Raw genomic sequence first — 23,362 nt, 5'->3', positions numbered from 1 at the left:
GTCTGTGTCGCGGATCACGGTGCGGTCTGGACCAGCGCCCTGTCAATACGGCGGTGAGGCGCCGGCGGGACGGCGGTGAAGCGCTCGTCGCCGCACAGGCGACGTACCTGTGCGAATGTCGACGCAGACACCGCGGTGCCCCGCGTAACGCCTTGGTTTCAACGGCGCGGCACGGTTGTCAGTGCTATGCGTCAGAATTGAATCCAGGGCCAGCGCACGCGCCGGGAAGCCGTGGCGCTTCCGGCAGATCTCATCGAGGGGCACGTATGTCCGGACTGATCGACACCACGGAGATGTATCTCCGCACCATCCTCGAGCTGGAGGAGGAAGGTGTGGTCCCCATGCGCGCCCGGATCGCCGAGCGGCTGGACCAGAGCGGACCGACCGTCAGCCAGACGGTGGCGCGGATGGAGCGGGACGGACTGGTGTCCGTCGCCACCGACCGCCACCTGGAGCTGACGGACGAGGGCCGCAGGCTGGCCACGCGCGTGATGCGCAAGCACCGGCTGGCGGAGTGTCTGCTGGTCGACGTGATCGGCCTGGAGTGGGAGCAGGTGCACGCCGAGGCCTGTCGCTGGGAGCACGTGATGAGCGAGGCGGTGGAGCGCCGCGTGCTCGAGCTGCTGCGCCACCCCACCGAGTCGCCGTACGGCAACCCGATCCCGGGCCTGGAGGAGCTGGGCGAGAAGGACGGCGCGGACCCGTTCCTGGACGAGGGCATGGTCTCGCTGGCGGACCTCGACCCGGGTCTGGACGGCAAGACGGTCGTGGTGCGCCGGATCGGCGAGCCGATCCAGACCGACGCCCAGCTGATGTACACGCTGCGTCGCGCGGGCGTGCAGCCCGGCTCGGTGGTCAGCGTGACGGAGTCGGCGGGCGGAGTGCTGGTGGGCAGCGGCGGCGAGGCCGCCGAACTGGAGGCGGACGTCGCCTCGCACGTGTTCGTCGCCAAGCGCTGAGCGAGCACGGAGCGAGCACGCGGCAAGCACCGAGCCGGCGACGAGTAAGCGCCGAGAGCGTTTCCTCGCGTCAACTGCCGTGATACGGGTGGCAGTTGCGAGGCTCCAAGATTCAGTCCGTCGAATCGCAGCGCTCGGACGCTTCGCGTGCAAGGCTGTCGCGTGAGGCATATGACCTGAGGGGGCGGGAAGATGTGCCGGAGACGTGCGGAGGGCCCCGGCGCCTTACGGCGCCGGGGCCTGTCCTCCCCTGTGCTGACCCGGAGCCCCGAGCTCCCAGGGTCAATCCCCTCGGACCGTTTTCCCCGAGTGGTCCGCCTCCCGCTCAAGATCTCCCCTCGGCAGCGGCGATCATTCCTTGAGGTGGGTCACTCAAACGAGGGGTGTTGCTCACGGAGAGAGTAACTTCGAATGCCCATTCGATAGCCTGCGAGTGACGCGAAACGCGGAATGTGCGCTTCAGGAGTGAGCGCGGAAAGGCAGCTGCACGGCAACGGCAGGACACGGTGCACAGGGCCGACGGCTCGTTCGGTCCGAGCGGAGCTAGGGGGGTGCCAGGACCAATGGCGCGGCGTATCGACGTGACCGGAGCGGGCGGCGTACGCCTCGCGGCCTGGGAGTTCGGAGATCCTCCCAAGAGCGACCCGGCCAAGCTCGTACCGGACCAGCCGGGACCCCTGGACCGACCCGGCCTCCCCGAGCGGACCGGCGGGGCGACCGGCGCCGAGGACACACCCGGCGTGCTCTTACTGCACGGCCTGATGGGCCGCGCCTCGCACTGGGCGTCCACCGCCCGCTGGCTCTCCGGACGCCATCGCGCCGTCGCACTCGACCAGCGCGGCCACGGCCAGAGCGACAAGCCCCCACAGGCCTCCTTCACCCGCGAGGCCTACGTCGAGGACGCGGAAGCCGCCCTCGAACAGCTCGGTCTCACCCCGGTCGTCCTGGTCGGCCACGCGATGGGCGCCCTGACCGCCTGGCAGCTCGCCGCCAAACGGCCCGACCTGGTCCGGGGCGTGGTCATCTGCGACATGCGGGCCTCCGCCCTCGGCGCGGCCTCGCAGCGGGAGTGGGCGGACTGGTTCAGGGCCTGGCCGATGCCCTTCGCCACGCTGGCCGACGTACGCAAGTGGTTCGGCGAGGACGACCCCTGGGTGGAGCGGCCCAATCCGGCGCGGGGGGAGTTCTACGCCGAGGTGATGCACGAGTGCGCCGACGGCTGGCGGCCCGTCTTCGACCCCGACCAGATGCTCAAGACCCGGGAGACCTGGGTGTACGACGCGCACTGGGAGGAGCTGGCGCAGGTGCGGTGCCCCGCGCTGGTCGTACGGGGGCTGGACGGGGAGCTGGGCCGCGCGGAGGCGCAGGAGATGGTGCGGGTGCTGCCGCGCGGGGAGTACGCGGAGGTGGCCGACGCCGGGCACCTGGTCCACTACGACCAGCCCGAGGCGTGGCGCGCGGCCATCGAGCCGTTCCTGGACGCGGTGCTCACCGTCTGAGTCGGGGCGCCCGGAGGAGGCGTCGGGAAACGGATACGCCCGCGATACGGGCGCCCGTCTTCAATGAGGGCATGGACAACAGCACCTCCCTGCCGACCCGGGCCCCGCTCCCGGCCCCGGTCCCGCCCCGTCGTACGCGCGGGACGGTGATCGTCGCTCTCGCGATCCTCGGCGTGGCGGCGCTCGCCGTGTTCGGCCCGCTGCGCGTGGTGCTGCGGATGCTGTCCATGCCGCTGCACTCACGGGAGTCGTTCGTCTGGTTCGGCACGTTCAACGGCATCGCCCTCATCACGGTGATCGCCCTGCCGCTCGCCGCGCTGACGGCATGGGCGCTGGCCCGCCGTCGTGCTGCCGCTGGCGACCCGTCGCCGTGGCGGACGTCGTCGGCCGAGGTCGGCATCGTCTACGGGACCGTGCCGTGGGTCTGGATGATCCTGCTGCCGGGCGACGAGGACGGCGCTGTCCTGAGCCTCGTACCGCTGCGGGACCTGGCCACGATGGACGCGGGCCAGATCGTCGGCAACCTGCTGGTCTTCGCGGCCCTGGGCTTCCTCGTCCCGCTGCGGTTCAGGGCGCTGGCGTCGGTCTGGCGGGTCCTGGCGCTCGGGGCGGCCTGTTCGGTGCTGGTCGAGACCGCGCAGTACGTCCTGCGCCTGGACCGGGTGTCCTCCGTGGACGACGTGCTGCTCAATGCGGCCGGCGCCGGGCTGGCCGCGCTGGCGTCACGACCGTGGTGGCGTGCACGGCCGGGGTGGCGTGCGACGGCCGAACCCTCGTAGAACTCGAGGACGTGTCGGGTTCGCATACGTCGGCGATATCCCGTCCTGCCTAGGCTGCGGGTATGCGTGTGCTAGTCGTGGAGGACGAGCCCTACCTGGCCGAGGCCGTCCGTGACGGTCTCCGGCTGGAAGCGATCGCCGCGGACATCGCCGGTGACGGAGACCTGGCCCTGGAGCTGCTGAGCATCAACTCATACGATCTCGCGGTCCTCGACCGGGACATCCCCGGGCCCTCCGGCGACGAGATCGCCCGCCGTATCGTCGCGTCCGGCAGCGGCATCCCGATCCTCATGCTGACCGCCGCCGACCGGATCGACGACAAGGCCTCCGGGTTCGAGCTGGGCGCCGACGACTACCTCACCAAACCGTTCGAGCTGCGCGAACTCGTCATGCGGTTGCGGGCGTTGGACCGTCGGCGCGCGTACGCCCGGCCCCCGGTCAGCGAGATCGCGGGCCTGCGCCTCGACCCCTTCCGCCGGGAGGTCTCCCGCGACGGACGCCATGTCGCGCTCACCCGCAAGCAGTTCGCCGTGCTCGAAGTCCTCGTCGCCGCCGAGGGCGGTGTCATCAGCGCCGAGGAACTGCTGACCCGGGCCTGGGACGAGAACGCCAACCCGTTCACCAACGCCGTCCGCATCACCGTCTCCGCCCTGCGCAAACGACTCGGCGAACCCTGGCTCATCGCCACCGTGCCCGGCGTCGGCTACCGCATCGACACCGGCACGGACACACCCGAACACCCCGACGGCACCGACGAGTAGCCGCCGGGCAGCGTCAGCCCCCGTTCACCCCTTGCTCACCGCCGACAGGATCTCCGGCAGCCGGGCCGCCGTCCGCGGAGCCGCAAGGCGCAGCCCCGACCACGTGAGACCGGCTCCGTAGACCGCGCCCAGGGGCAGCAGGACCCAGCTCCACCGGTCACCGCCCTCGATCACGTTCAGGGTGATGGTCGCGACGATGACGGGGGCGCACAGCAGAGCCGAGGCGATCATGCCGCCGAAGATGGAGATCCAGGCGATGCTGGACTGGCCGGGGGCCACGTTCTTGTAGCCGTCCTGCGGGATGGAGTACGGGAACCGGGCCGAGGTCCACGCGCCGGTCGCCAGCATCGCGCCGAGCAGCGCGAAGGACAGGCCCAGCACCTCGGGCAGCCGCGCCCAGTCGCCGAGCATCGCGGTCGTCACGACGGTCACGAGCGTGGCGTACGGCAGAGTGATCACCAGCAACGCCAGCGCCCGGGCGCGCAGTTCCTCGTACGCGTCGCGCGCGGAGGAGATGGTCGTCGCGACCATCCAGAACGCGGACGTGTCCTGCCCGAACTGGTTGTACATCTGGATGCCGAGCATCCCCGCCGCGAAGCAGGCGAAGTAGATCGAGCCGGTGCCCTGGAGCGCGTTGAACACCGGCACGATCAGCCCGATCGCCAGCGAAGTCACCCACGCTGCCTTGGTCTTGGGGTCCCGCCACACGTACCGCAGACTGCGCTCCATGACCGTCCCGGTGCGCCCGGCCGGCAGCAGCCGGGCGAGGCCGCCGGAGGCGGTGCGGTCGCGGGCGACGGGCTCGGCGGTCTGGAGGGTGGAGCCGTCGGGTGCGGTCATCAGCCGGGTCAGATGCCGCGACCAGACCCCGAGCAGCAGCACCAACGCGGCCACGCTGAGCGAGAGTTGGGCGACCGCGATCCCGTACGAACCCTCGCTCACCGAGTCCACCGCGCCGATCGCCGACGCCGGCGGCACCCATCGCAGCACGTCGGCCACCGGGTCGAGCTGCGCGAGCCCGGACGAACCGAGGCGCTGCGCACCGAAGTTGACCAACTGCGCCCCGACCGCGATGACCAGCCCGCTCAGCACCGCCAGATCCCGGCCCTTGCGGCTGGTCAGCAGCCGGATGTTGGCGACGGCCACGGTCCGCGCGAGGGCCACGCACACCAGCAGCGCGAGGCAGAGGGCGAACACCCCGACGACGTAGGCCGCCGCGCCGTGCGCGACCGCGATCACCGAACCGGCCAGCAGACAGAGTGTGAACAGCGGTCCGATGCCGACCAGGGAGGCCGCGAGCAGCGCCCGCACCAACGGCCGGGGCCGCAGCGGCAGCATCACGAGCCGGGTCGGGTCGAGGGTCTCGTCGCCGCCGGGGAAGAACAGCGGCATCACCGCCCAGCCCAGCGCCAGTACGGCGATCAGCAGCACGACCAGCGACTCGGCGTGCGCGTGCCCGCGCAGCGCGATCAGCCCGAGCAGTTGCAGCGCCCCGAAGAGCAGCACGACGACGGCGGACGCGATGTACGCGGCCCGCCGCCCACCGGACTGCCGCAGCCCGTTGCGCAGCAGGGACAGCTTCAGCCGGACGAAGACGGGCGTGATGTCGGCCGGTACGAAAGGGTCCTGTGTCCGCGGGGCCGGTGCGAGTGGCGCCGTCATCGCGCCCCGCCCCCCAGCCAGTCGAGGTCGGATCCCGTGTCCCGGCCGCCCGCGCCGACGAGTTCGAGGAACGCCTCCTGCAACGAGGGGGCGTCGCCGCGGACCTCGGCGAGGGTGCCGTGGGCCCGGATGCGGCCGGCGGCCATCACGGCCACCCAGTCGCACAGGGACTCGACCAGCTCCATGACGTGGGAGGAGAAGACCACGGTGGCGCCGGAGCCGGTGTACCGCTCCAGGACCCGGCGGATGGTCTGCGCGGAGACCGGGTCGACGCCCTCGAACGGCTCGTCGAGAAAGAGCACTTCGGGGTTGTGGAGGAGCGCGGCGGCCAGCCCGATCTTCTTGCGCATACCGGTCGAGTAGTCGACGACGAGCTTGTGCTGGGCCCCGGCCAGGTCGAGCACGTCGAGGAGTTGCGTGGCCCGCTTGTCCACCTCGCCACCGGGCAGCCCCCGCAACCGCCCGCTGTACGCCAGCAGTTCCCGCCCCGACAGCCGCTCGAACAGCCGCAACCCCTCGGGCAACACCCCGATCCGGGCTTTGACGGCCACGGGGTCACGCCATACGTCGTGCCCGCCGACCTCGACGACCCCATGATCGGGCCTGAGCAGCCCGGTCACCATGGAGAGCGTGGTGGTCTTCCCGGCTCCATTGGGCCCGACCAGCCCGATGAACTTCCCGGCAGGCAACTCGAGATCGATCCCGGCGACGGCAATTTGCTGCCCGAACCGCTTCCAGAGCCCTTCAACGCGTACAGCAGACGTCATGGCAGAACCCTACGGCCGGGCGTCCGACCCAAAGGGGCGCGGGGCTGTGTCGATATGCGGCTCCGCCGCGTGGGCGCGACCAGCCCCCACCGACCGAAGGCCGCGAGACTACCGATCCCGCCCACACGCATAGGCGAGCGGCGACGCCAGTTCCTCAGCATCCGGCAGCCACCGATTGGCCGCAGTAGGCCGGCAGGCCCACTGCACGGCCCCCCGCGACCCGAACCGCGTAGGCGGCGCAGCCACATACGCCCCTTCCCCGAGCACGGTCAGATCAAGAGACGAGGGAGACCACCCGAGCTTGCGCAACAGATCCGGGATCTTCGCCGACGCACCCGGCAACACGAAGAACCGCATCCGACGATCGGGCGTCAACGTGACAGGACCCAGCGTCAACTCCATGCGCTCCATGCGGGCCAGCGCGAGGAACCCCGCCGTCTCCGGGACGGACACCGCGTCGAAGGTCCGCCCCGTCGGCAGCAGGATCGAAGCCGTCGGCTGCTTCTGCCACATCCGCCGGGCGACGGTCGCGCTGCCCGTCGCCTGCGTCGCCCAGTCCTCACGCGCCGGATGCGCGCCGGGGGCGGCGCACGCGGCGTCGCCGCAGGAGCAGCGCTGCACCCCGTCGACGGCTTCCAGCCAGGTGCCGGGGAAGACGTCCCAGTGGCGCTCCTCGGCGTAGCGTACGGCGGTCTCCAGCAGCGATTCCCCGCGCTGCTTCGGAATCTGAGCGGCTTCGGTGCCCGCGATCGTCTCTTCCACGGTGAACACAACTCCCGCACCCACCTGGAGTTACGGGCGTAGCGCGCGCGGGGGAGGGGCATCGATTCCGCAACTGGGGCGCATGGATGCACGTGAGGGGGCGCGCGGGAGGAACCGCGGCGTGGGCTGGGTAGCCAGGAGTGGGGGGTCGGCTGATGCCTTTACCCCGGCAATCCTCGCATGTCTCGCATTGTCGGTATGTCCGCGGGGCATTGATCTTCACGGCCGGATCTTTTCGCTCCAGAGGTTCGCAGGGGGTTACGCCATGGCCGCAAGGCCTCTCGTCGCGCGACAGCCGAACGAACGGTTGCAGGCGCTCATCCAGGAGGCGGGGTGCTCGAACGCCGGGCTCGCCCGCCGGGTCAACATGTGCGGTGCGGAGCACGGGCTCGACCTGCGCTACGACAAGACGTCCGTCGCCCGCTGGCTGCGCGGACAACAGCCGCGGGGCCGCGCGCCGGCGATCATCGCGGAGGCGCTGGGCCGCAAGCTCGGCCGTACGGTCACGATCGACGAGATCGGCATGGCCAACGGCAAGAACCTCGCCTCCGGCGTCGGGCTCCAGTTCTCCCCGACGGTCCTGGGCGCCATCGAGCAGGTCTGCGAGCTGTGGCGCAGTGACGTGGGGCGCCGGGACTTCCTGTCCGGCTCCTCGGTCGCCGCGTCCGCGCTGGTCGAGCCCAGCCGCGACTGGCTGATCTCCTCGCCGGACTCGCAGGTGGCCCGCTCGGCCGGACCGCGCGTGGGCCAGTCCGACGTGGCGGCCGTGCGCGCGATGACCCAGGCGCTGGTCGACCTCGACCACCAGTACGGCAGCGGGCATGTGCGCCCGGTCGTCGTGCACTACCTCAACAGCGTCGTCTCCGGACTGCTGGCCGGGTCGTACCGGGAGGCGGTCGGCCGCGATCTGTTCGCCGCGGTGGCCCGACTGACCGAACTGGCCGGGTACATGGCGATCGACACCGGTCAACCGGGCCTGGCCCAGCGGTACTACATCCAGGCGCTGCGGCTCGCCCAGGCGGCGGGCGACCGCGGCTACGGCGGGTACGTCCTCGCCGCGTCCATGAGCCACCTCGCCGCGCAGCTCGGAAACCCGCGGGAGATCGCGCAGTTGGCGCGGGCGGCGCAGGAGGGGGCGCGTGGTCGGGTGACCCCGCGCGCGGAGGCGATGTTCCACGCGGCGGAGGCCCGCGGGCACGCGCTGATGGGCGACGCGCGGGCGGCGCAGGCGGCGTCCGGGCGGGCGGTCTCGGCGCTGGAGTCGGCGGATGCCGCGTCCGGCGACGACCCGGCGTGGATCACGCACTTCGACGAGGCGTACCTGGCCGACGAGTTGGCGCACTGTCACCGCGACCTCGGCCAGGCCGAGGCGGCGGCCCGGTGCGCGGAGGAGGCGCTGGCCGGGCTTCCCGAGTCGAAGGCACGCCGACGGGCCATCGGATACGTGTTGTTGGCCACCGCGCAGGTGCAGCAGCGGGAGATCGAACAGGCCTGCAACACCGGCCTGAAGGCCGTCGAACTGCTCGAATCCGTCCGCTCCAACCGGGGCGCGGAGTACCTGGAGGACTTCCAGCAGCGCCTGGAGCCGTACCAGGAAGAGCCGGTGGTACGGGAGTTCGGGGCCCGGATGGAGCTGCAGGCGGCGGCGTGAAGGAGGTTGACGCGGGACCGGCCGCTGCGTGAATACGCGGGGAACGGCCGGTTGACGCGCAGGAGCGAGCAGCGGGTGGACAGACGCCACGGCCTGTACAGGTCCGCTGTTAGTGCTGTCACAGGTAAGGAGGTTGAGGCCTGAGCTGCGTGGCACCCGGCTCGGGGGACCCGGTAGCGTGAGCCGATGATTCCGAAGGTCCCCCATTCGTAGGAGTCCCGGTGACGCAGAGTGGACAGGGCGAGGAGCCCTCGGCGCGGCAGCCGCGCGAAGGCATCGTGCTGCCCTCCGACGGCGGAGAGCCCTTGCTCCCGGGCATGGCGGGCAGGGCGACCCCTGTCCCACCGGGCCCACGCGCCGGCTCCTACGGCGGCCGACAGGACGGGACCTACGGCACCCAGCAGGAGGGGCCGGCCTACGGCGCCGCCCAGCAGGACGGCTCCTACGGCGCTCAGCCGGGCGGTTCCTACGGAGCCGAGCCCGGCACGTCGTACGGCGCCCAGTCCGGCGGTTCCTACGGCGGTGACCAGCAGCCCGGCCCGTACGGCGGCCACCAGGGCGGCTCGTACGCCGGTCAGCAGCCCACCGGCCAGTACGGCGACCGCCAGACCGGGGCCTACGGCTCTGAACCGGGCGGTTCCTACGGCGAGCAGCAGGCCGGGACCTACGGCGAGCAGCAGAGCGGCCCCTACCCGGGGCAGCAGCCCGGCCCGTACGGCGGTCAGCAGAACGGCTCCTACGGCGGTGGCCAGCAGTCGAACGGGCCGATACCGGCCTCGGCCCCGCCCAGCGGGCAGGCCTGGGGCACGCCCTGGGGCCCCGACCAGCCCCAGCCCCCGGCGCAGGACCAGAGCTGGCCGGCCCCGCCGGACCAGACCTGGGACACTCCCGCCCCGGACGCCTACGGCACCGACGGCTACGGAGCCTCGACCCCGAGCGCGCCCCTGCCGCCGATCGTGAACGGCCCGTACGGCACTCCGGAGCCCGGCTCCGCCGTGGTCCCGTCGGCTCCCGGTGCCTTCGCTTCCCCGCTCCCGCCCGCCGTCGACGAGGGAGCCACCCAGCTCATCCCGCCCGTGCCCGCCGCGGGCGCACCCGGTGGGGACGAGGGCGCCACGCAGTTCATCCCGCCGGTACCCGCCGCGCCCCTGAACAACGAAGGGGCGACGCAGCTCCTGCCCCCGGTGGGGCCCGGCGCGCTGCCGCCCGAGGTGGGCGGGCCCGCGCAGGGTGAGCAGACGCACTTCCTGGGACGGTCGCCGCAGGCGGCGGCGCAGGCCGGGCCCGGTCCGTTGCCGCCCGCCGCGGGCCCCGACGCCGAGGCCACGCAGTACATCCCGCCGGTGACCGACCAGCACCCCGGCGCGGCGTACGGCGAGCGGCAGCCGCCCGCCGAGTTCGACAACCTCTTCCGCAGCGGACCCGGCGGCGCGCAGCCCGCGCCGGCCACCCAGCACCTCCCGCGCTTCGCGCAGCCCCAGGCGCAGCCGTACCCGCAGGCCGGCGGTCCGGGCTACGGCCAGCAGCCGCCTCAGAACGGGTACGGGCAGAACAACGGCCACGAGCCGCAGGACTCGGGCCGTGGCGGCGGGCGTTCGCGCTCCCGTGTGCCGCTCATCGCCGCCGTGGGCATCGGCATCGTCGTGCTCGGCGTCGGGGCGGGCGCGCTGCTCGGGGGTGGCGGGAGCGACGACTCCAAGGACAACAACCAGACCGTCTCGGCGACGGCACCCGTGACCGACGACGGCTCCGGCTCACCGGCCGCCGACCCGGCGAAGGCGCAGGCGGTGGCCCTGGACAAGCTGCTGTCCGACAGCGGTGACAGCCGGGCCTCGGTGATCAAGGCCGTCGCCGACGTGAAGAGCTGCGACAACCTGGGCCAGGCCGCCTCGAACCTGCGCGACGCGGCCAAGCAGCGCACCCAGCTGGTCACCCGGCTCTCCGGTCTGTCCGTCGACAAGCTGGCGGACCACAGCGCGCTGACCACCGCCCTCACCCAGGCCTGGCAGGCGTCCGCGTCGGCCGACAACCACTACGCGGCCTGGGCCGACCAGACCGCCGGCAAGAAGGGCTGCCGCAAGGGCCAGGCCCGCGCCACCGGCCAGACGGCGGCGGGCAACCGGGACAGCGGCACCGCCAGCGCCCAGAAGGCCAAGGCCGCGCAGCTGTGGAACGCGATCGCGAAGACGTACGGCCTGACCCAGCGCCAGCCGACCCAGCTGTAGCAACGGGCCGCCCGGGAGGGTCAGTTCACCTCGGCGGTCTGGAGGGTCTTCGTGACGTCGAGGAAACCCTTGCGGGCCGCGACGAGTTGACCCTTGCGGACCACCTGGAGGGTCACGTCGGCGTTGACCATGCGGGAGAAGCCGATCGTGGCGAGCTTCCCCTGGAAGCCCCACTTCAGCGTCGGCGTGAGTCCGCCCGTCTCCACCTCAAGCCCGTTGTTCAGGGCCCGGCGGATGGTCTCGGCGGTCACCTCGCCGCCGTCCAGCGACTCGATGACCGTCTTGAGGACGGTGTACGCGATCCAGGTCGTCTGCACCCCGGCGTCCGCCGCGTCGATGCGGTTGTCACCGAAGGCCTCTTCGCTGATGACCTTCTTCATCGGGTCCCAGAGCTTGTCGGTGGCCGCCGGGTACCAGCCGGTGATGTACGACCCTTCGTACGGACTCGACGCCCCGCCCGACTCGTTGATCACCGTCTGGTCCACGTTGCCGAGCGTGGCCGCGGTGCTCACGGCGGGGTACTGGTCGCGGGCGCGCCGGAAGGAGTCCATGAAGGTGCCGGTCCGGTCCCCGAGCGTGGGTATCACGCACCCCTTCTTGTCGGGGTCGTCGCTCGCCGCTTCCAGGGCCCGCTCGGCCGGCGTCGAGTACTCGGTGGTGTCGTCCGCCGCGCGTAGGTCGATCGCGACCGCGTGCTTGTTCCACGTCAGACCCGAGTCGAGCATGGGGGCCAGTTCGTCGCCCGCGATGGTGTCGGGCCGCATCAGCACCACGGGACCGCAGCCGGCGGCCAGTTCCTTGCCGAGACCGGCCAGCAGGGCCGGCTGGCCACCGTTGACCGGGTAGGACAGCGGGCTGGTGAACTCCGAGTTGGTGATGCCGTAGCCGCCTATGTAGGGGATGCCGGCACCCTCGAGAGTGGGCAGGTAGGAGTCGCCGTACTGGCTGTAGGAGCCGACGACCGCGACGACGTTCCGCTTGACGGCGATCCGGGCGCACTTCGCGGCGGCCACGCTGTCGTTGTGCTCGTTGCAGGTGAGGACCTTGAGCTTGCGGCCGTTGATCCCGCCCTTGGAGTTGATCCAGCGGGCGTAGGCCTGCGCGAAGGCGGGCATGCCGGGCTTGTTGGTCGCCTTCGTGTCCGAGGGCGCCCAGGTCATGACGGTGATCGAGTCGTCACCGGCCGCCGCGGTGCCGGGGATGACCCCGCAGCCGACGGCGAGCGACGCACACGCGACGAGGGCCCCCGCCGCGCGGGCGGTTCTCGTGCCGGCCCCGGTGAACCTGGGGAGGAAGGTGCTGCGGGTGCGTCGACTGCCGGTCATGTACGCACACGCTTCCGGGACCCCGCCAATGCCCGGGTGACCCAGGGTTAGCGATCGGTGACCTGGAGGTGAATTACGGGGGGCGGCGAGGGGCCGTGCGGTAAGAACGTACGATCGGTGACCGTGCAAGGTTCGGAGAACTCTTCCCGTCGCGGCCGTCGCTCATCCACCATGGGCGACATGCCACAGAACGACATGCCGTGGTGGCGCTGGCGCAGCAATGTGCGCTCCGCGCTGCACATGCTCTCCGACCCGGCCTTCCAGCAGAACGTCTGGCTCGCCGGTGTCGACGGATACGGTGACGTCACCGACGCCGTGTACCGCCTGGTCGAGGACACCTGGCTCGACAACTGGTCCGCCGAGAAGTACGTCGGCACGATCTTCCGGGACTCCCAGGAAGCGGCCCTCGTCGACACCGCCGTGCTCCGGGTGCTGCGGATCATGCACCAGGTCGGACCGGACGCCCATGTCTCGGCGTACGTCGAGCACCAGGCCTGGCCGGACGCGGTACGGGCGGCGCGGGACGCGCACGTACGGCTGGCGGTCGCCGACGGCGACGACCCGGACGTACCACCGCGCACGCTGGAGGTACTGCGGATCATGACGAGGTCCGCGTAGCGGACGGCTCGGCCGAGGGTTCGGCCAGGTGTGGGACCCTGTCCTGCATGAATGAGCAGTCCAGCCGAGCGACGGTCGCGTCCGAGCAGTACGTCCTCACCCTCTCGTGCCCCGACAAGCAGGGCATCGTGCACGCCGTGTCGAGCTATCTCTTCATGACCGGCTGCAACATCGAGGACAGCCAGCAGTTCGGCGACCACGACACGGGTCTGTTCTTCATGCGCGTCCACTTCTCGGCCGAGGCTCCGGTGACGGTGGACAAACTGCGGGCCAGCTTCGCCGCGATCGGCGACTCCTTCCACATGGACTGGCAGCTCAACCGCGCCGACGAGAAGATGCGCATCGTCCTCATGGTCAGCAAGTTCGGGCACTGCCTGAACGACCTGCTGTTCCGCGCCCGCACGGGAGCCCTGCCCGTCGAGATCGCGGCGGTCGTCTCCAACCACACGGACTTCGCGGAGCTGGTGGGGTCGTACAACATCCCCTTCCACCACATCCCCGTCACCAAGGACACCAAGGCGGACGCGGAGGCGCGGCTGCTGGCTCTGGTGCGTGAGCAGAACGTCGAACTGGTGGTGCTGGCCCGCTACATGCAGGTCCTGTCGGACGACCTCTGCAAGCAGCTCAACGGGCAGATCATCAACATCCACCACTCCTTCCTGCCGAGCTTCAAGGGCGCGAAGCCGTATCACCAGGCGCATGCGCGGGGCGTGAAGCTGATCGGGGCGACGGCGCACTACGTGACCGCGGATCTTGACGAGGGCCCGATCATCGAGCAGGAAGTCGAACGGGTCGGGCACGAGGTGACGCCGGATCAGTTGGTGGCAGTGGGGCGCGATGTGGAGTGCGGTGCGCTGGCGCGGGCCGTCAAGTGGCATGCGGAACGCCGGATTCTGCTCAACGGGCGTCGGACGGTGGTCTTCGCCTAGTGGGGTGGGGGCTGCTGTTTCCCGGCGACTGCGGACAGTTCGTGGCTGGTCGCGCAGTTCCCCGCGCTCCTAAAAACAGGGACGTGCAGTGAACCTGCCTGACCAGCCCCCACACACCCGCAGCCGCCCCCCCTACATCCGGCTCAACGACGCAGCCGCGAACAGCACGTCCCTGATCGCCTCACGGTCCCCCAACTGCCCAGCCGCCGCCTCCGCCGGAGGCACATGCCCCGCCGCGAGGTGGCAGAACTCCACCCCGTCCAACGCGATATGAGCCACTTCCTCCCCGGCGGAGCCAACCGCGGAGCCGAGCGGGCCATCGAGCGGGATCAACCACTCCCCACCCCCCGACCCCTCGATCTCCAACCTCAGCGTCCGACCGACCTTCCCCGCGCCACCCGAGGGACGCCTCGCCGCGAGGGCAACCGGAAGCATCCGCGCCGCAAGGTCGATCATCCGGTTCAGGTGCCGCCCGGACGGCGGCCCGTAGGGATAGTCCACCGCCTCGGCGATGTCCTCCGCGTGGACCCAGCACTCAAACGCCCGGTCGAGCATCGCGTCATGCAGCGGCAGCGAGAAGTCCCCGTAGGAGACGGCGAGTTTGGCCGAGCCGGAGTCGGAGCCGCCGGCGAAGGACACCGTGCGGACCAGGTCGTGGCTCTGCTCCCGCCAGGGTGTCCGGACGGACCGCGTGGGCGGGAAGTGCGAGGTCTGCCAGTACGTCTCCGTACGGACCGCCGGCGCCCGCGTGGGCGCCTTCACGTCGGCCAGCGGATCGTCGAGGCCGAGCGCGAGCGCGACCAGACCGTCGACGGACAGCAGGTGGGCGATGACCCCCGCGACGGTCGTACGACGGCTCGTGGGGTGTTCGCCGTCGAACCAGCGGAGTCGTACGGGCGCGTGCCACTCGGCGTCCCCTATGTCCTGGAGCAGGGCGTCCAGGCGGGCCGTCTCGGCGTCGTACGGGGCCGCCCACTCGGGCACCGGGATGCGCGGCGGGCGCCGGTCCAGGCAGCTCTCCAGGACGCGGGTGCGCAGGGCCGGGTCCAGGTCGAGGCTCTCCGGCGGATGCAGCAGCCCGACCGCCTCGCGCAGCCGCAGCGCCTCCTCCGCGCAGCTTCCGCAGTCGCCGAGGTGTTCCTCGACGGCCACGGCCTCCGCCGCCGAGCACGCGGCCAGCGCCCACGCCCCGAGCAGCGACTTCAGCACGGGGTGCGCCAGTACGAGGGTCGCCGGGACGGGCGGGTTCTCCTCGGCGGACAGGGTCGGCAGGGGCCGCTCGCCGTCCTCGACCGAGGCGCGGGGCGTGGGTATGCGGGGCGCGCGGTCGGGCGAGGGGGACCGGTCGGCGCCGGTGCCGTCGGTCGGGCCGCCGGGGCCGTTCCCCCTGGTCGGGCCGCCGGGGCCGGGCTGTCGATCATCCTCCGGCCGCTCCTCCTCGCTCCCGTCGTCGGAACGGAACGCGTCGCTCACACCGCACCCCCGTACCCGGGCGGAGCCGCGGCCGTGCCGGCGTCGTGGGCGGTGGACAGGAGCTGGAGGCCCAGGCGGAGCCGGCGGCGGGCCTCGTCCTCGGTGACGCCGAGGTCGACGGCGGTCTGGCGGTAGTCCCGGCGCTGGAAATAGGCGAGGTCCAGGGCGGCCCGCAGCGGGGCGGGCATCGACGTGACGATGTAGTCGGCACGGGCGGCGACGGCGGCACGGCGCACCTTGCGCTCCAGTTCCTCGGTGGAGCCGCCGCCGTCCTCGGCCAGCGCGGCGGTCTCGGTGGCGCGCAGCCGCTGCACGGCGAGACGGTGGGTGAGGGCGGCGACCCAGGAGCGCAGGGGGCCCTGCTTGGGGTCGTAGCTGTCGGGGTGTTCCCAGACGTGGGCGAAGACCTCGCGGGTGATGCCGTCGGCCGCGACCTCGTCGCCGAGGACGCGGTGCGCGAGGCCGTGCACGAGGGAGGCGAACCGGTCGTAGAGCTCGCCGAGGGCGGCCGCCTCACCGCGTGCGAGCCGCTGCTGCATCTTGCGGTCCCAGCGGGGCGGTGCGTCCTTCTTCGTCATGCGGCCCCCTCACCTGACCGTGTGTGTGCCCAGCCTGCGTCCACTGTCACCTCGAATGTAGTCGGCACGTCCGAGAGCGCACGCCCCTTTGTTGCAATGCGCGCCCCCTGAGGGGCCGCAGGTGGTAGTGGACCTTCACCTTCCGTTCCACACCTGATCGAACAGGATCGAAGTCGACTAAAACAAGCCTCTTTCGTTCGCTTCCCGTTTCTCCTGTCGTGTTTCAGGGAACGGCCGGTGGGCAGCCGCGCTGCATGGAAGCGAAGGTGAGGCTTCCGTTTGCGGGGGTGACGGCGAGCGAAAGGCGTGGTGGTGGCGTTCTACGTGATCGACGACGAGCAGGGCGACTGGACCGTGCTCCAGGTCTCCGGCGAACTGGACCTGGTGACCTCGCCCGCGCTGCGCCAGCGGGTGCACGACGCGGTGGCCGAGGGCCGGCACAGCCTGGTCCTGGACCTCTCCGAGGTGTTCTTCTGCGACTCCAGCGGCGTCGGCGTACTGATCGCCGCCCGCCGTCTCATCCGCTCCTGCCAGGGCCGGCTGCGCCTGATACTGCCGGCCCGCGGCGCGGCCGACGGCTCGCACGTCAACCGGGTCCTGGGCGCCCTCGGCGTCCGCCGGCTCTTCGACGTGTACGTCGACGTGGACTCGGCCGTCACGGCGGAGGCGGACCCGCTGTCGGCGTGATCCGGCTCACCCCCACGGGCGGTTCTTTGCCACATCGTTGTCCCAAAATTCCCCCGGTCTTGGCACAAGCGCCGCTTTCCCGCTCCCGGGGACACCTTGCCGTCGTACGCTCCGTACCGATGCACCCGACGTGACGTGAGGCGGCACGAAAAGACATGGTCAGCAGCGAGTACGAGCGCAGGATCGCCGCCCGGTTCGCCGTCTTCGACCAGGACGGCAACGGCTACATCGACCGGGCGGACTTCAGTACGGCGGCCAAGGCGCTGCTCGCCGAGTTCGGCACGGCGGCCCGGTCCGACAAGGGCCAGGAGCTGTACGCCGGCGCGGAGGCGTTCTGGCAGGGCATGGCCGGCATAGCGGACCGGGACGGCGACCAGCGCATCACGCGCGACGAGTTCGTGAACGGCGCGGTCAAGCGCCTGCGCGACACCCCCGACCGCTTCGCCGAGATCGCCCGCCCCTTCCTGCACGCGGCCCTCGCGGTCGCCGACACGGACGGCGACGGCGAGGTCACGGTCGACGACACGGCGCGCGTACTGCGAGCCCTCGGGGCGAGCGAGGACATCGCACGGGTCGCCGCCGCCAGCCTCGACACCGACGGCGACGGCAGGATCGGCGAGGCCGAGATCGTGCCCGCCTTCGCCCGCTACTTCACGGTCCCTGAATAGCGCTCCCGCAGCTTGTACTTGAGCACCTTGCGCAGCGCCTCGTTGCGCGGAAGGGCGTCCACGATCTCCAGCTGCTCCGGCAGCTTGTGCACGGACAGCCCTTCCGCGCGCAGGTAGGCCGTCACGGCGGACAAGGTCAACTCGCCCGCCCCGGGCGGCTGTTCGACCACCGCGCACACCCGCTCCCCGCGCTCCGCGTCCGGCAGTCCCACGACGGCCACGTCCCCGACGTCCGGATGCGCGGCCAGCAGATCCTCGATCTCCTTCGCGGAGATGTTCTCGCCCTTGCGGATGATCACGTCCTTGAGCCGCCCGGTGAGGATCAGATGCCCGCTGTCGGTCACCCGCCCCAGGTCCCCGGTGCGCAGAAACCCGTCCGCGTCGAAGGCTTCGGCCGTCTGCGCCGGGTCCACGTACCCCTGGCACACGGCTTCCCCGCGCAGCCGCACCTCCCCGCCCTCGGCGATCCGTATCTCCATCCCCTCCGGCGGCCGTCCCTCGGTCGTCGCGAGGTTCTCGGTCGTGTCCTGCGGGTCGCCCATGGTGATCATCGGGACCTCGGTCATGCCGTACCCGTGGGTGAGTTGGACGCCCATCTCCCGTACGACGGAGTGGTAGACCTCCGGCGGCTTGGGAGCGCCGCCGCCCGCGAGCAGCCGTAGCGAAGGAATGACCTTCGTCCCCGGCTGTTTGCGCTGCTCGGCGAGGAACATGGAGTAGAAGGCGGTCGACCCGCCGGCCACCGTCACCCCGTGCTTGCGGTAGCCCTCCAGCGCGTCCGGCAGCGCGAACTGCTCGAACATCACCGCCGGGAAGCCGTACAACAGCAGCATCACCGTGTAGTCGGGCCCCGCTATGTGCGCGAACGGGAAGGCCATCGAGCCCACGTCGTCCGCTGTCAGGCGCAGCGCGTGCGCGAGGCACGAGCCGCCCGCGAGCAGTGAACGGTCCGTGTGCAGCACGCCCTTGGGGTCGGAGGTGGTGCCGGAGGTCCAGTAGATCCAGCGCACGGAGGTGCCGTCGGCGGGCGGCGCGGGGAGCACGTCCGGGTCGCCGTCCGGGAGGGTCTCGTACGCCTCGAAGATCCCCTTGGCGCCGAGCCGGCGGGCCAGCGCCGTGTGGTCGAAGCCGCGCCAGGTGCCCGGTACGGCGAAGAACTCCGCCTTCGACTCCCTTAGCGCGAAGGCGACTTCGCGGTCCCGGTAGAACGGGATGATCGGCGTCTGCACGGCGCCCAGGCGGGCCAGCGCGAAGGACAGCAGAGCTGTCTCGATCCGGGTGGGCAGCTGCCAGGCGACCACCGTGCCGGGGCGTACGCCCATGTCGTACAGGCCGGCCGCGACCCGCTCGGAGCGGTCGCGCAGCTCACCGAAGCTCAGGGCGCGGTCGTCCTGGAGGAAGACCGGCCGGTCGGGGGTCAACTCGGCCCGGCGGATGACCAGTTCCCACAGGGTGCGGGAGGAACTCAGGGAGTGCGGCGTCTCGTTCATGGGTCCCCCTCCTTGGCTGACGACTCGTCAGGTGACATGCTATCTGACGGGTCATCAGATAAGTACCGTCCCGGCGGAGGGGAACCCATGGCCACCGAACTGCCCCGCATCATCAGCGTCGACGATCACGTGATCGAACCCGCGCACCTCTTCGAGACCTGGCTGCCGAAGAAGTACCGGGACCGCGGCCCCCAGCCGCTCACCGCGGGCATCGGCGAACTCGCCTACGTGGCAGGCAAGTACCAGATCACGATGGACCCGGACGGCCCGCCCACCGACTGGTGGATCTACGAGGACCTCAAGTTCCCGTACAAGCGCAACATCGCCGCCGTCGGCTTCGACCGCGACGAGATGACCTTGGAGGGCATCACTCGCGAGGAGATGCGGCGCGGCTGCTGGGATCCCAAGGCGCGGCTCGCGGACATGGATCTCAACCACGTCGAGGGCTCCCTCTGCTTCCCGACCTTCCCCCGCTTCTGCGGCCAGACCTTCGCCGAGGCGCACGACAAGGAGGTCGCCCTCGCCTGCGTCCGCGCCTACAACGACTGGATGGTCGAGGAGTGGTGCGGCGACAGCGGTGGCCGGCTCATCCCGCTCTGCCTGATCCCGTTGTGGGACGTCGAGTTGGCGGTCGAGGAGATCCGGCGCAACGCGGCGCGTGGGGTCCGCGCGGTGACCTTCAGCGAGATTCCGACGTATCTGGGGCTGCCGTCCATCCACTCCGGCCACTGGGACCCGTTCTTCGCGGTCTGCCAGGAGACCGGCACGGTCGTCAACATGCACATCGGCAGCAGTTCCCAGATGCCCGCCGCCTCCCCGGACGCGCCCCCCGCCGTCCAGGCCTCGCTCTCCTTCAACAACGCGATGGCCTCGATGATGGACTTCCTCTTCAGCGGGGTCCTGGTGAAGTTCCCGACCCTCAAACTCGCCTACTCCGAAGGCCAGATGGGCTGGATCCCGTACGCCCTGGAGCGCGCCGACGACGTGTGGGAGGAGCACCGCGCGTGGGGCGGGGTAAGGGATCTCATCCCCGACCCGCCCTCCACGTACTACTACCGCCAGATGTTCTGCTGCTTTTTCCGCGACAAGCACGGGGTCGCTTCGCTGGACGTGGTGGGGCGGGACAACGCGACCTTCGAGACCGACTACCCGCACGTCGACTCGACCTTCCCGCACACCAAGGAGGTCGCCCTCGACCATGTGAAGGGCCTAGACGACGAGACGGTCTACAAGCTGATGCGGGGCAACGCGATCCGCATGCTGGGCCTGGACCTCGACCGCTGATGGACCTCTCGTACACGCCCGAGGAGGAGGACTTCCGCGCGCGGCTGCGGGAGTGGCTGGCGAAGGTGCTGCCGACGCTCGGGCCCAAGCCGTCCCCGGACGACTGGCCCGGCCGCCGTGCCCACGACCTGGGCTGGCAGCGGATGTTGTACGACGCCGGGTACGCGGACGTCCACTGGGACGCGTCCCCGACCACCCGCCTGATCTTCCTGGAGGAGACCGAGCAGGCGGGCGCGCCCTACGTCGGCGCCAACTTCGTCGGGCTGCTGCACGCCGGGCCGACCATCGCCGCCGAGGGGACGGCCGGGCAGCGGGACCGCTGGCTGCCGCCGATCCTGCGCGGCGAGGAGGTCTGGTGCCAGGGCTTCAGCGAACCGGGCGCCGGCTCCGACCTCGCCGCCCTGCGCACGCGTGCGGTGCGGGACGGCGACGACTACGTGGTCACCGGCTCCAAGATCTGGACCTCGCACGCGGAAGTCGCCGACTGGTGCGAGCTGTTGGTGCGGACGGATGCGGATGCCCCGAAGCATCGGGGGATCAGTTGGCTCGCGATGCCGATGGACGCGGCGGGGATCACGGTACGGCCGTTGCGGACGCTTGCCGGGTCGGCGGAGTTCGCGGAGGTGTTCCTCGACGAGGTGCGGGTGCCTGTCGGCAACCGGGTGGGGGACGAGAACGACGGGTGGCGCGTGACGATGGTGACGCTGTCGTTCGAGCGCGGGACGGCGTTCGTGGGTGAGGTCGTCGCCTGTCGGCGGGTGTTGGGCGAGTTGGCCCATGAGGCGCGGCGGAACGGGCGGTGGGACGATCCCGTGCTGCGGCGGCAACTGGGGCGGCTGAACGCGGAGTTCCGGGCGTTGTGGCGGCTCACGCAGTGGAACGTGAGTGAGTCGGAGGCGAGTGGGGGAGTGCCGGGGGTCGGGGGCTCGGTCTTCAAGTTGCGGTACTCGCATGCGCGGCAGGAGTTGTACGACGTGGCGGCGGAGGTTCTGGGGGCGGAGTCGCTGGATCTTGAGCGGGCTTGGGTGCTTGATCGGTTGTCGTCGCTCTCGTACACCATCGCGGCCGGTACCTCGCAGATTCAGCGGAACATCGTGGCCGAGCGGATTCTTGGGTTGCCGAAGGGGCGGTGAGTGGTGCGGTTTCAACTGACCGTCGAGCAGAAGGATTTGCGGGATGCGGTGCGAGCCGTGGTTGGTAGTCGGTCGGCTGCGGGTGCGTCGGGGCTGGTCGCGCCCCGCGGCGGAGCCGCTGATGTACACAGCCCCGCGCCCCTGAAGGCTCCTCGGCTGGACCGGGGAATGTGGAGGGCCCTCGGCGACCTTGGGCTGTTTTCCCTGCGGTTGGCCGAAAGCGATGGAGGCGCCGGACTCGGGCTGCCCGAAGCCGTGTTGGTGTTTGAGGAGGTCGGGGCGGCGCTGGTTCCTGGGCCGTTGGTCGCCACGCACCTTGCTGCTGGGGTGGTGCCGGGGGCCGCCACCGGGGAGACCGTGGTCGCCGCTGCCGATGGGCGGCTCGTGGAGTGGTTGGACGAGGCCGATGTCGTGTTGCCGGGGGCCGAGGGGGCCGTGCCGCTGCGGTCGGTGGATCCGTCGACGCCGTTGCACCGGGTGCCGGCCCCGGCGCGTACCGACCCCGTCGCCGTGCTCCTCACCGCCGCCGAGCAGCTCGGCACCGCCACGCGCGTGTGCGAGCTGGCGGTGCAACACGCCCGGACCCGCGAGCAGTTCGGGCAGCCCATCGGAGCCTTCCAGGCCGTCAAGCACCTGTGCGCGGGGCTGCTGGTGCGGGCCGAGGTGGCCCGGGCCGCCGTCTACGCGGCCGCCGTGACCGCCGACCGGACCGACATCGCCGCGGCCCGGCTGCTCGCCGACGAGGCCGCCGTGCGGGGCGCCCGGGACTGCCTCCAGGTGCACGGCGGCATGGGCTTCACCTGGGAGTCCGAGGTGCACCTGCATCTGAAGCGGGCGTGGGTGCGGGAACAGCGTGGTGGCGGGAGCGCGGAGTGCGAGGAACTGCTCGCGGCGGAGCTGGTGGCCTGAGGCGCGGGGGCCGGGTTGTCCGCGGGACCGCTCCCACTTCATGTCGCGGATCGTGGCATGCACGAATCACAGGCCATATCACAGAGCGTTGATATCGGGTTGTGTCCTATGTGTGACTCGTCACGGCCCGGAGTCGGGTGTCAGCTCCGGTACCTTGTGTGAGATGCGAGTGGTTCCGAGCATGAGCCATGCCGGTGTTGCCTCTGGGGCGACTCCGGACCGGGCGGTGCGCGCCGCTGCTCGCGAGGCGGGAGAGGTCGACACCCCCGCCTGTTCGACTCCTTATGGCGAGCGTCGCACAGTATGCCGCACGGGTACTCCTTCGCGCTGGAATATGCCCGAAGCGCTTGTTGGGGTGACGGAACGTCAACCATGCTGTCTCGCAAGGGATTCACGTTCCGTGACCCTTGCTCTGGCCACTGTTCTGGCCATTGTTCTGGCCATGCAGAAAATGGCTACGATCGTGGCCCTCGTCGCGGCGCGTGCGTGGCGTGGGGTCATGTGTCCGCCGGTTCGGATGGTGTGAGCGGTGCAGGTGCTTCAAGTGCAGCTGGAGATCCGGCCCGACCCCGCCGAGGTGGGGCGCGCCCGGCGCTGGGCACGTTCTCGCCTGGCGGGGTCCGGCATAGCGGCCGACGAGTCGCTCGCCGAGACGTTGGTCCTGCTCGTCTCCGAGCTGGTCACCAACGCCGTGGTGCACACCGGCTGTCCGGCCGTCCTGCGGCTGTCGCTGCCCCTGGCCGCCGCCGACTCGGCCACCGTCCGCCTGGAGGTGGCCGACACCAGCGACCGGGCCCCGGTGCCCCGCTGCGTGGACGGCGACGCGACCGGCGGCCGGGGCCTGGCCCTCGTCGACGGACTGGCCGACCGCTGGGGCTGGAGCCCTGAGGGCGGCGGCAAGCGCATCTGGTGCGAGCTCGACCGATGTACCGAGCCCCGGCAGACCGCGACGGCGTACGGCGGTGGCGTGTCGACGTACGAGGTGCTGGCTTTCGACGTCGTGTGACCCCCGGGGTGAGGCGATGCGCCGGGACGTGCTTCCGTGCGCGCCCATGGCAAAGAGGGCGTAACTGACATATCCCCGTAGTGCTGTTGACGCGTCGTGACCACCTGATCACGCTGGTGGTCAGCGATTCGCCGCGAGGGGACGGCGAGGGTTTCGTGACGGGGAGCCCTCGGCGAGTGTGGGTCGTGGTTCGGCGT

The 23,362-nt window shown here is 71.1% G+C and carries 21 protein-coding genes; 14 read left to right on the top strand and 7 right to left on the bottom strand.

Features of this window, described 5'->3' with window-relative positions:
• Nucleotides 1-266: 266 nt before the first annotated feature.
• From ACWD5F_RS15850 to ACWD5F_RS15835, 4 genes are all read left to right on the top strand, one after another.
• Nucleotides 267-959 carry a metal-dependent transcriptional regulator gene (locus tag ACWD5F_RS15850; RefSeq protein ID WP_124004016.1) on the top strand — a complete coding sequence of 231 codons (693 nt, stop codon included), beginning with the start codon at nt 267-269 and terminating at the stop codon, nt 957-959.
• A gap of 563 nt (nt 960-1,522) precedes the next feature.
• Nucleotides 1,523-2,458 carry an alpha/beta fold hydrolase gene (locus ACWD5F_RS15845; RefSeq protein WP_451254686.1) on the top strand — a complete coding sequence of 312 codons (936 nt, stop codon included), beginning with the start codon at nt 1,523-1,525 and terminating at the stop codon, nt 2,456-2,458.
• Between the two features lie 218 nt (nt 2,459-2,676).
• Nucleotides 2,677-3,237 (top strand): VanZ family protein, encoded by a 561-nt coding sequence (locus ACWD5F_RS15840; RefSeq protein ID WP_451255111.1) that lies wholly within the window; start codon nt 2,677-2,679, stop codon nt 3,235-3,237.
• A gap of 62 nt (nt 3,238-3,299) precedes the next feature.
• Complete coding sequence (locus ACWD5F_RS15835; protein ID WP_401716074.1) at nt 3,300-3,998, top strand: response regulator transcription factor; 699 nt, start codon at nt 3,300-3,302, stop codon at nt 3,996-3,998.
• Nucleotides 3,999-4,022: 24 nt separating this feature from the next.
• On the opposite strand, the gene ACWD5F_RS15830 is transcribed toward ACWD5F_RS15835, so the two are convergent.
• From ACWD5F_RS15830 to ACWD5F_RS15820, 3 genes are all read right to left on the bottom strand, one after another.
• Nucleotides 4,023-5,660: a transporter gene (locus ACWD5F_RS15830; RefSeq protein ID WP_451254684.1), complete on the bottom strand. Its 1,638-nt coding sequence runs from the start codon at nt 5,658-5,660 to the stop codon at nt 4,023-4,025.
• Nucleotides 5,657-6,427, bottom strand: a complete 771-nt coding sequence (locus tag ACWD5F_RS15825; RefSeq protein WP_451254682.1) for an ABC transporter ATP-binding protein — start codon at nt 6,425-6,427, stop codon at nt 5,657-5,659. Before ACWD5F_RS15825 ends, ACWD5F_RS15830 begins: the two co-directional genes overlap by 4 nt.
• Before the next feature lie 108 nt (nt 6,428-6,535).
• Nucleotides 6,536-7,198 (bottom strand): bifunctional DNA primase/polymerase, encoded by a 663-nt coding sequence (locus ACWD5F_RS15820; RefSeq protein WP_451254680.1) that lies wholly within the window; start codon nt 7,196-7,198, stop codon nt 6,536-6,538.
• Between the two features lie 256 nt (nt 7,199-7,454).
• Between ACWD5F_RS15820 and ACWD5F_RS15815 the strand changes: the two genes are divergently transcribed.
• Both ACWD5F_RS15815 and ACWD5F_RS15810 read left to right on the top strand, forming a co-directional pair.
• Complete coding sequence (locus ACWD5F_RS15815) at nt 7,455-8,840, top strand: transcriptional regulator (RefSeq protein WP_451254678.1); 1,386 nt, start codon at nt 7,455-7,457, stop codon at nt 8,838-8,840.
• Between the two features lie 221 nt (nt 8,841-9,061).
• Nucleotides 9,062-11,065: a hypothetical protein gene (locus ACWD5F_RS15810; RefSeq protein WP_451254676.1), complete on the top strand. Its 2,004-nt coding sequence runs from the start codon at nt 9,062-9,064 to the stop codon at nt 11,063-11,065.
• A gap of 20 nt (nt 11,066-11,085) precedes the next feature.
• Here the strand turns inward: ACWD5F_RS15810 and ACWD5F_RS15805 are convergent, their stop codons facing one another.
• Nucleotides 11,086-12,390 (bottom strand): ABC transporter substrate-binding protein, encoded by a 1,305-nt coding sequence (locus tag ACWD5F_RS15805; RefSeq protein WP_451254674.1) that lies wholly within the window; start codon nt 12,388-12,390, stop codon nt 11,086-11,088.
• 117 nt (nt 12,391-12,507) lie between these two features.
• Here ACWD5F_RS15805 and ACWD5F_RS15800 point away from each other — a divergent pair, with 117 nt between their 5' ends.
• On the top strand, nt 12,508-13,008 hold the full coding sequence (locus ACWD5F_RS15800) for an SCO4402 family protein (RefSeq protein ID WP_124004006.1): 501 nt from the start codon (nt 12,508-12,510) through the stop codon (nt 13,006-13,008).
• Between the two features lie 47 nt (nt 13,009-13,055).
• The gene (gene purU / locus ACWD5F_RS15795) at nt 13,056-13,937 is read left to right on the top strand and encodes a formyltetrahydrofolate deformylase (protein WP_451254672.1); all 882 of its coding nucleotides are present in this window, start codon (nt 13,056-13,058) and stop codon (nt 13,935-13,937) included.
• 132 nt (nt 13,938-14,069) lie between these two features.
• Here the strand turns inward: purU and ACWD5F_RS15790 are convergent, their stop codons facing one another.
• Entirely contained in the window at nt 14,070-15,410 is a 1,341-nt protein-coding gene (locus ACWD5F_RS15790; protein WP_451254670.1) for a zf-HC2 domain-containing protein, read from the bottom strand.
• Complete coding sequence (locus tag ACWD5F_RS15785; RefSeq protein WP_451254668.1) at nt 15,407-15,988, bottom strand: sigma-70 family RNA polymerase sigma factor; 582 nt, start codon at nt 15,986-15,988, stop codon at nt 15,407-15,409. Before ACWD5F_RS15785 ends, ACWD5F_RS15790 begins: the two co-directional genes overlap by 4 nt.
• Before the next feature lie 306 nt (nt 15,989-16,294).
• Here ACWD5F_RS15785 and ACWD5F_RS15780 point away from each other — a divergent pair, with 306 nt between their 5' ends.
• Nucleotides 16,295-16,675 carry an STAS domain-containing protein gene (locus tag ACWD5F_RS15780; RefSeq protein WP_451254666.1) on the top strand — a complete coding sequence of 127 codons (381 nt, stop codon included), beginning with the start codon at nt 16,295-16,297 and terminating at the stop codon, nt 16,673-16,675.
• Between the two features lie 155 nt (nt 16,676-16,830).
• Entirely contained in the window at nt 16,831-17,343 is a 513-nt protein-coding gene (locus tag ACWD5F_RS15775; protein WP_451254664.1) for an EF-hand domain-containing protein, read from the top strand.
• Here ACWD5F_RS15775 and ACWD5F_RS15770 read toward each other — a convergent pair.
• Entirely contained in the window at nt 17,322-18,833 is a 1,512-nt protein-coding gene (locus tag ACWD5F_RS15770) for a class I adenylate-forming enzyme family protein (protein ID WP_451254662.1), read from the bottom strand. The two genes, ACWD5F_RS15775 and ACWD5F_RS15770, sit on opposite strands and share 22 nt — an antisense overlap.
• An 87-nt stretch (nt 18,834-18,920) precedes the next feature.
• Between ACWD5F_RS15770 and ACWD5F_RS15765 the strand changes: the two genes are divergently transcribed.
• The 4 genes from ACWD5F_RS15765 to ACWD5F_RS15750 all read left to right on the top strand — a co-directional run bounded on the left by ACWD5F_RS15765 (nt 18,921) and on the right by ACWD5F_RS15750 (nt 23,165).
• Complete coding sequence (locus ACWD5F_RS15765; protein WP_451254660.1) at nt 18,921-20,117, top strand: amidohydrolase family protein; 1,197 nt, start codon at nt 18,921-18,923, stop codon at nt 20,115-20,117.
• Nucleotides 20,117-21,250: an acyl-CoA dehydrogenase family protein gene (locus ACWD5F_RS15760; protein WP_451254658.1), complete on the top strand. Its 1,134-nt coding sequence runs from the start codon at nt 20,117-20,119 to the stop codon at nt 21,248-21,250. Before ACWD5F_RS15765 ends, ACWD5F_RS15760 begins: the two co-directional genes overlap by 1 nt.
• Nucleotides 21,251-21,253: 3 nt before the next feature.
• The gene (locus tag ACWD5F_RS15755) at nt 21,254-22,159 is read left to right on the top strand and encodes an acyl-CoA dehydrogenase family protein (protein ID WP_451255109.1); all 906 of its coding nucleotides are present in this window, start codon (nt 21,254-21,256) and stop codon (nt 22,157-22,159) included.
• Between the two features lie 544 nt (nt 22,160-22,703).
• Nucleotides 22,704-23,165, top strand: a complete 462-nt coding sequence (locus ACWD5F_RS15750; protein WP_451255107.1) for an ATP-binding protein — start codon at nt 22,704-22,706, stop codon at nt 23,163-23,165.
• Nucleotides 23,166-23,362: the final 197 nt, after the last annotated feature.

Source organism: Streptomyces sp. NPDC002499 (genome assembly GCF_053595415.1).
Note: the sequence above shows the minus strand (reverse complement) of the source record. Positions and strands in the feature narration are given on the sequence as shown.

What these genes read in the sequence shown, in the direction of transcription:
- ACWD5F_RS15850 (WP_124004016.1), top strand. Translation starts at nt 267, where the DNA reads ATGTCCGGACTGATCGACACCACGGAGATGTATCTCCGCACCATCCTC.
- ACWD5F_RS15845 (WP_451254686.1), top strand. Translation starts at nt 1,523, where the DNA reads ATGGCGCGGCGTATCGACGTGACCGGAGCGGGCGGCGTACGCCTCGCG.
- ACWD5F_RS15840 (WP_451255111.1), top strand. Translation starts at nt 2,677, where the DNA reads ATGCTGTCCATGCCGCTGCACTCACGGGAGTCGTTCGTCTGGTTCGGC.
- ACWD5F_RS15835 (WP_401716074.1), top strand. Translation starts at nt 3,300, where the DNA reads ATGCGTGTGCTAGTCGTGGAGGACGAGCCCTACCTGGCCGAGGCCGTC.
- ACWD5F_RS15830 (WP_451254684.1), bottom strand. Translation starts at nt 5,660, where the DNA reads ATGACGGCGCCACTCGCACCGGCCCCGCGGACACAGGACCCTTTCGTA.
- ACWD5F_RS15825 (WP_451254682.1), bottom strand. Translation starts at nt 6,427, where the DNA reads ATGACGTCTGCTGTACGCGTTGAAGGGCTCTGGAAGCGGTTCGGGCAG.
- ACWD5F_RS15815 (WP_451254678.1), top strand. Translation starts at nt 7,455, where the DNA reads ATGGCCGCAAGGCCTCTCGTCGCGCGACAGCCGAACGAACGGTTGCAG.
- ACWD5F_RS15805 (WP_451254674.1), bottom strand. Translation starts at nt 12,390, where the DNA reads ATGACCGGCAGTCGACGCACCCGCAGCACCTTCCTCCCCAGGTTCACC.
- purU (WP_451254672.1), top strand. Translation starts at nt 13,056, where the DNA reads ATGAATGAGCAGTCCAGCCGAGCGACGGTCGCGTCCGAGCAGTACGTC.
- ACWD5F_RS15785 (WP_451254668.1), bottom strand. Translation starts at nt 15,988, where the DNA reads ATGACGAAGAAGGACGCACCGCCCCGCTGGGACCGCAAGATGCAGCAG.
- ACWD5F_RS15775 (WP_451254664.1), top strand. Translation starts at nt 16,831, where the DNA reads ATGGTCAGCAGCGAGTACGAGCGCAGGATCGCCGCCCGGTTCGCCGTC.
- ACWD5F_RS15770 (WP_451254662.1), bottom strand. Translation starts at nt 18,833, where the DNA reads ATGAACGAGACGCCGCACTCCCTGAGTTCCTCCCGCACCCTGTGGGAA.
- ACWD5F_RS15765 (WP_451254660.1), top strand. Translation starts at nt 18,921, where the DNA reads ATGGCCACCGAACTGCCCCGCATCATCAGCGTCGACGATCACGTGATC.
- ACWD5F_RS15760 (WP_451254658.1), top strand. Translation starts at nt 20,117, where the DNA reads ATGGACCTCTCGTACACGCCCGAGGAGGAGGACTTCCGCGCGCGGCTG.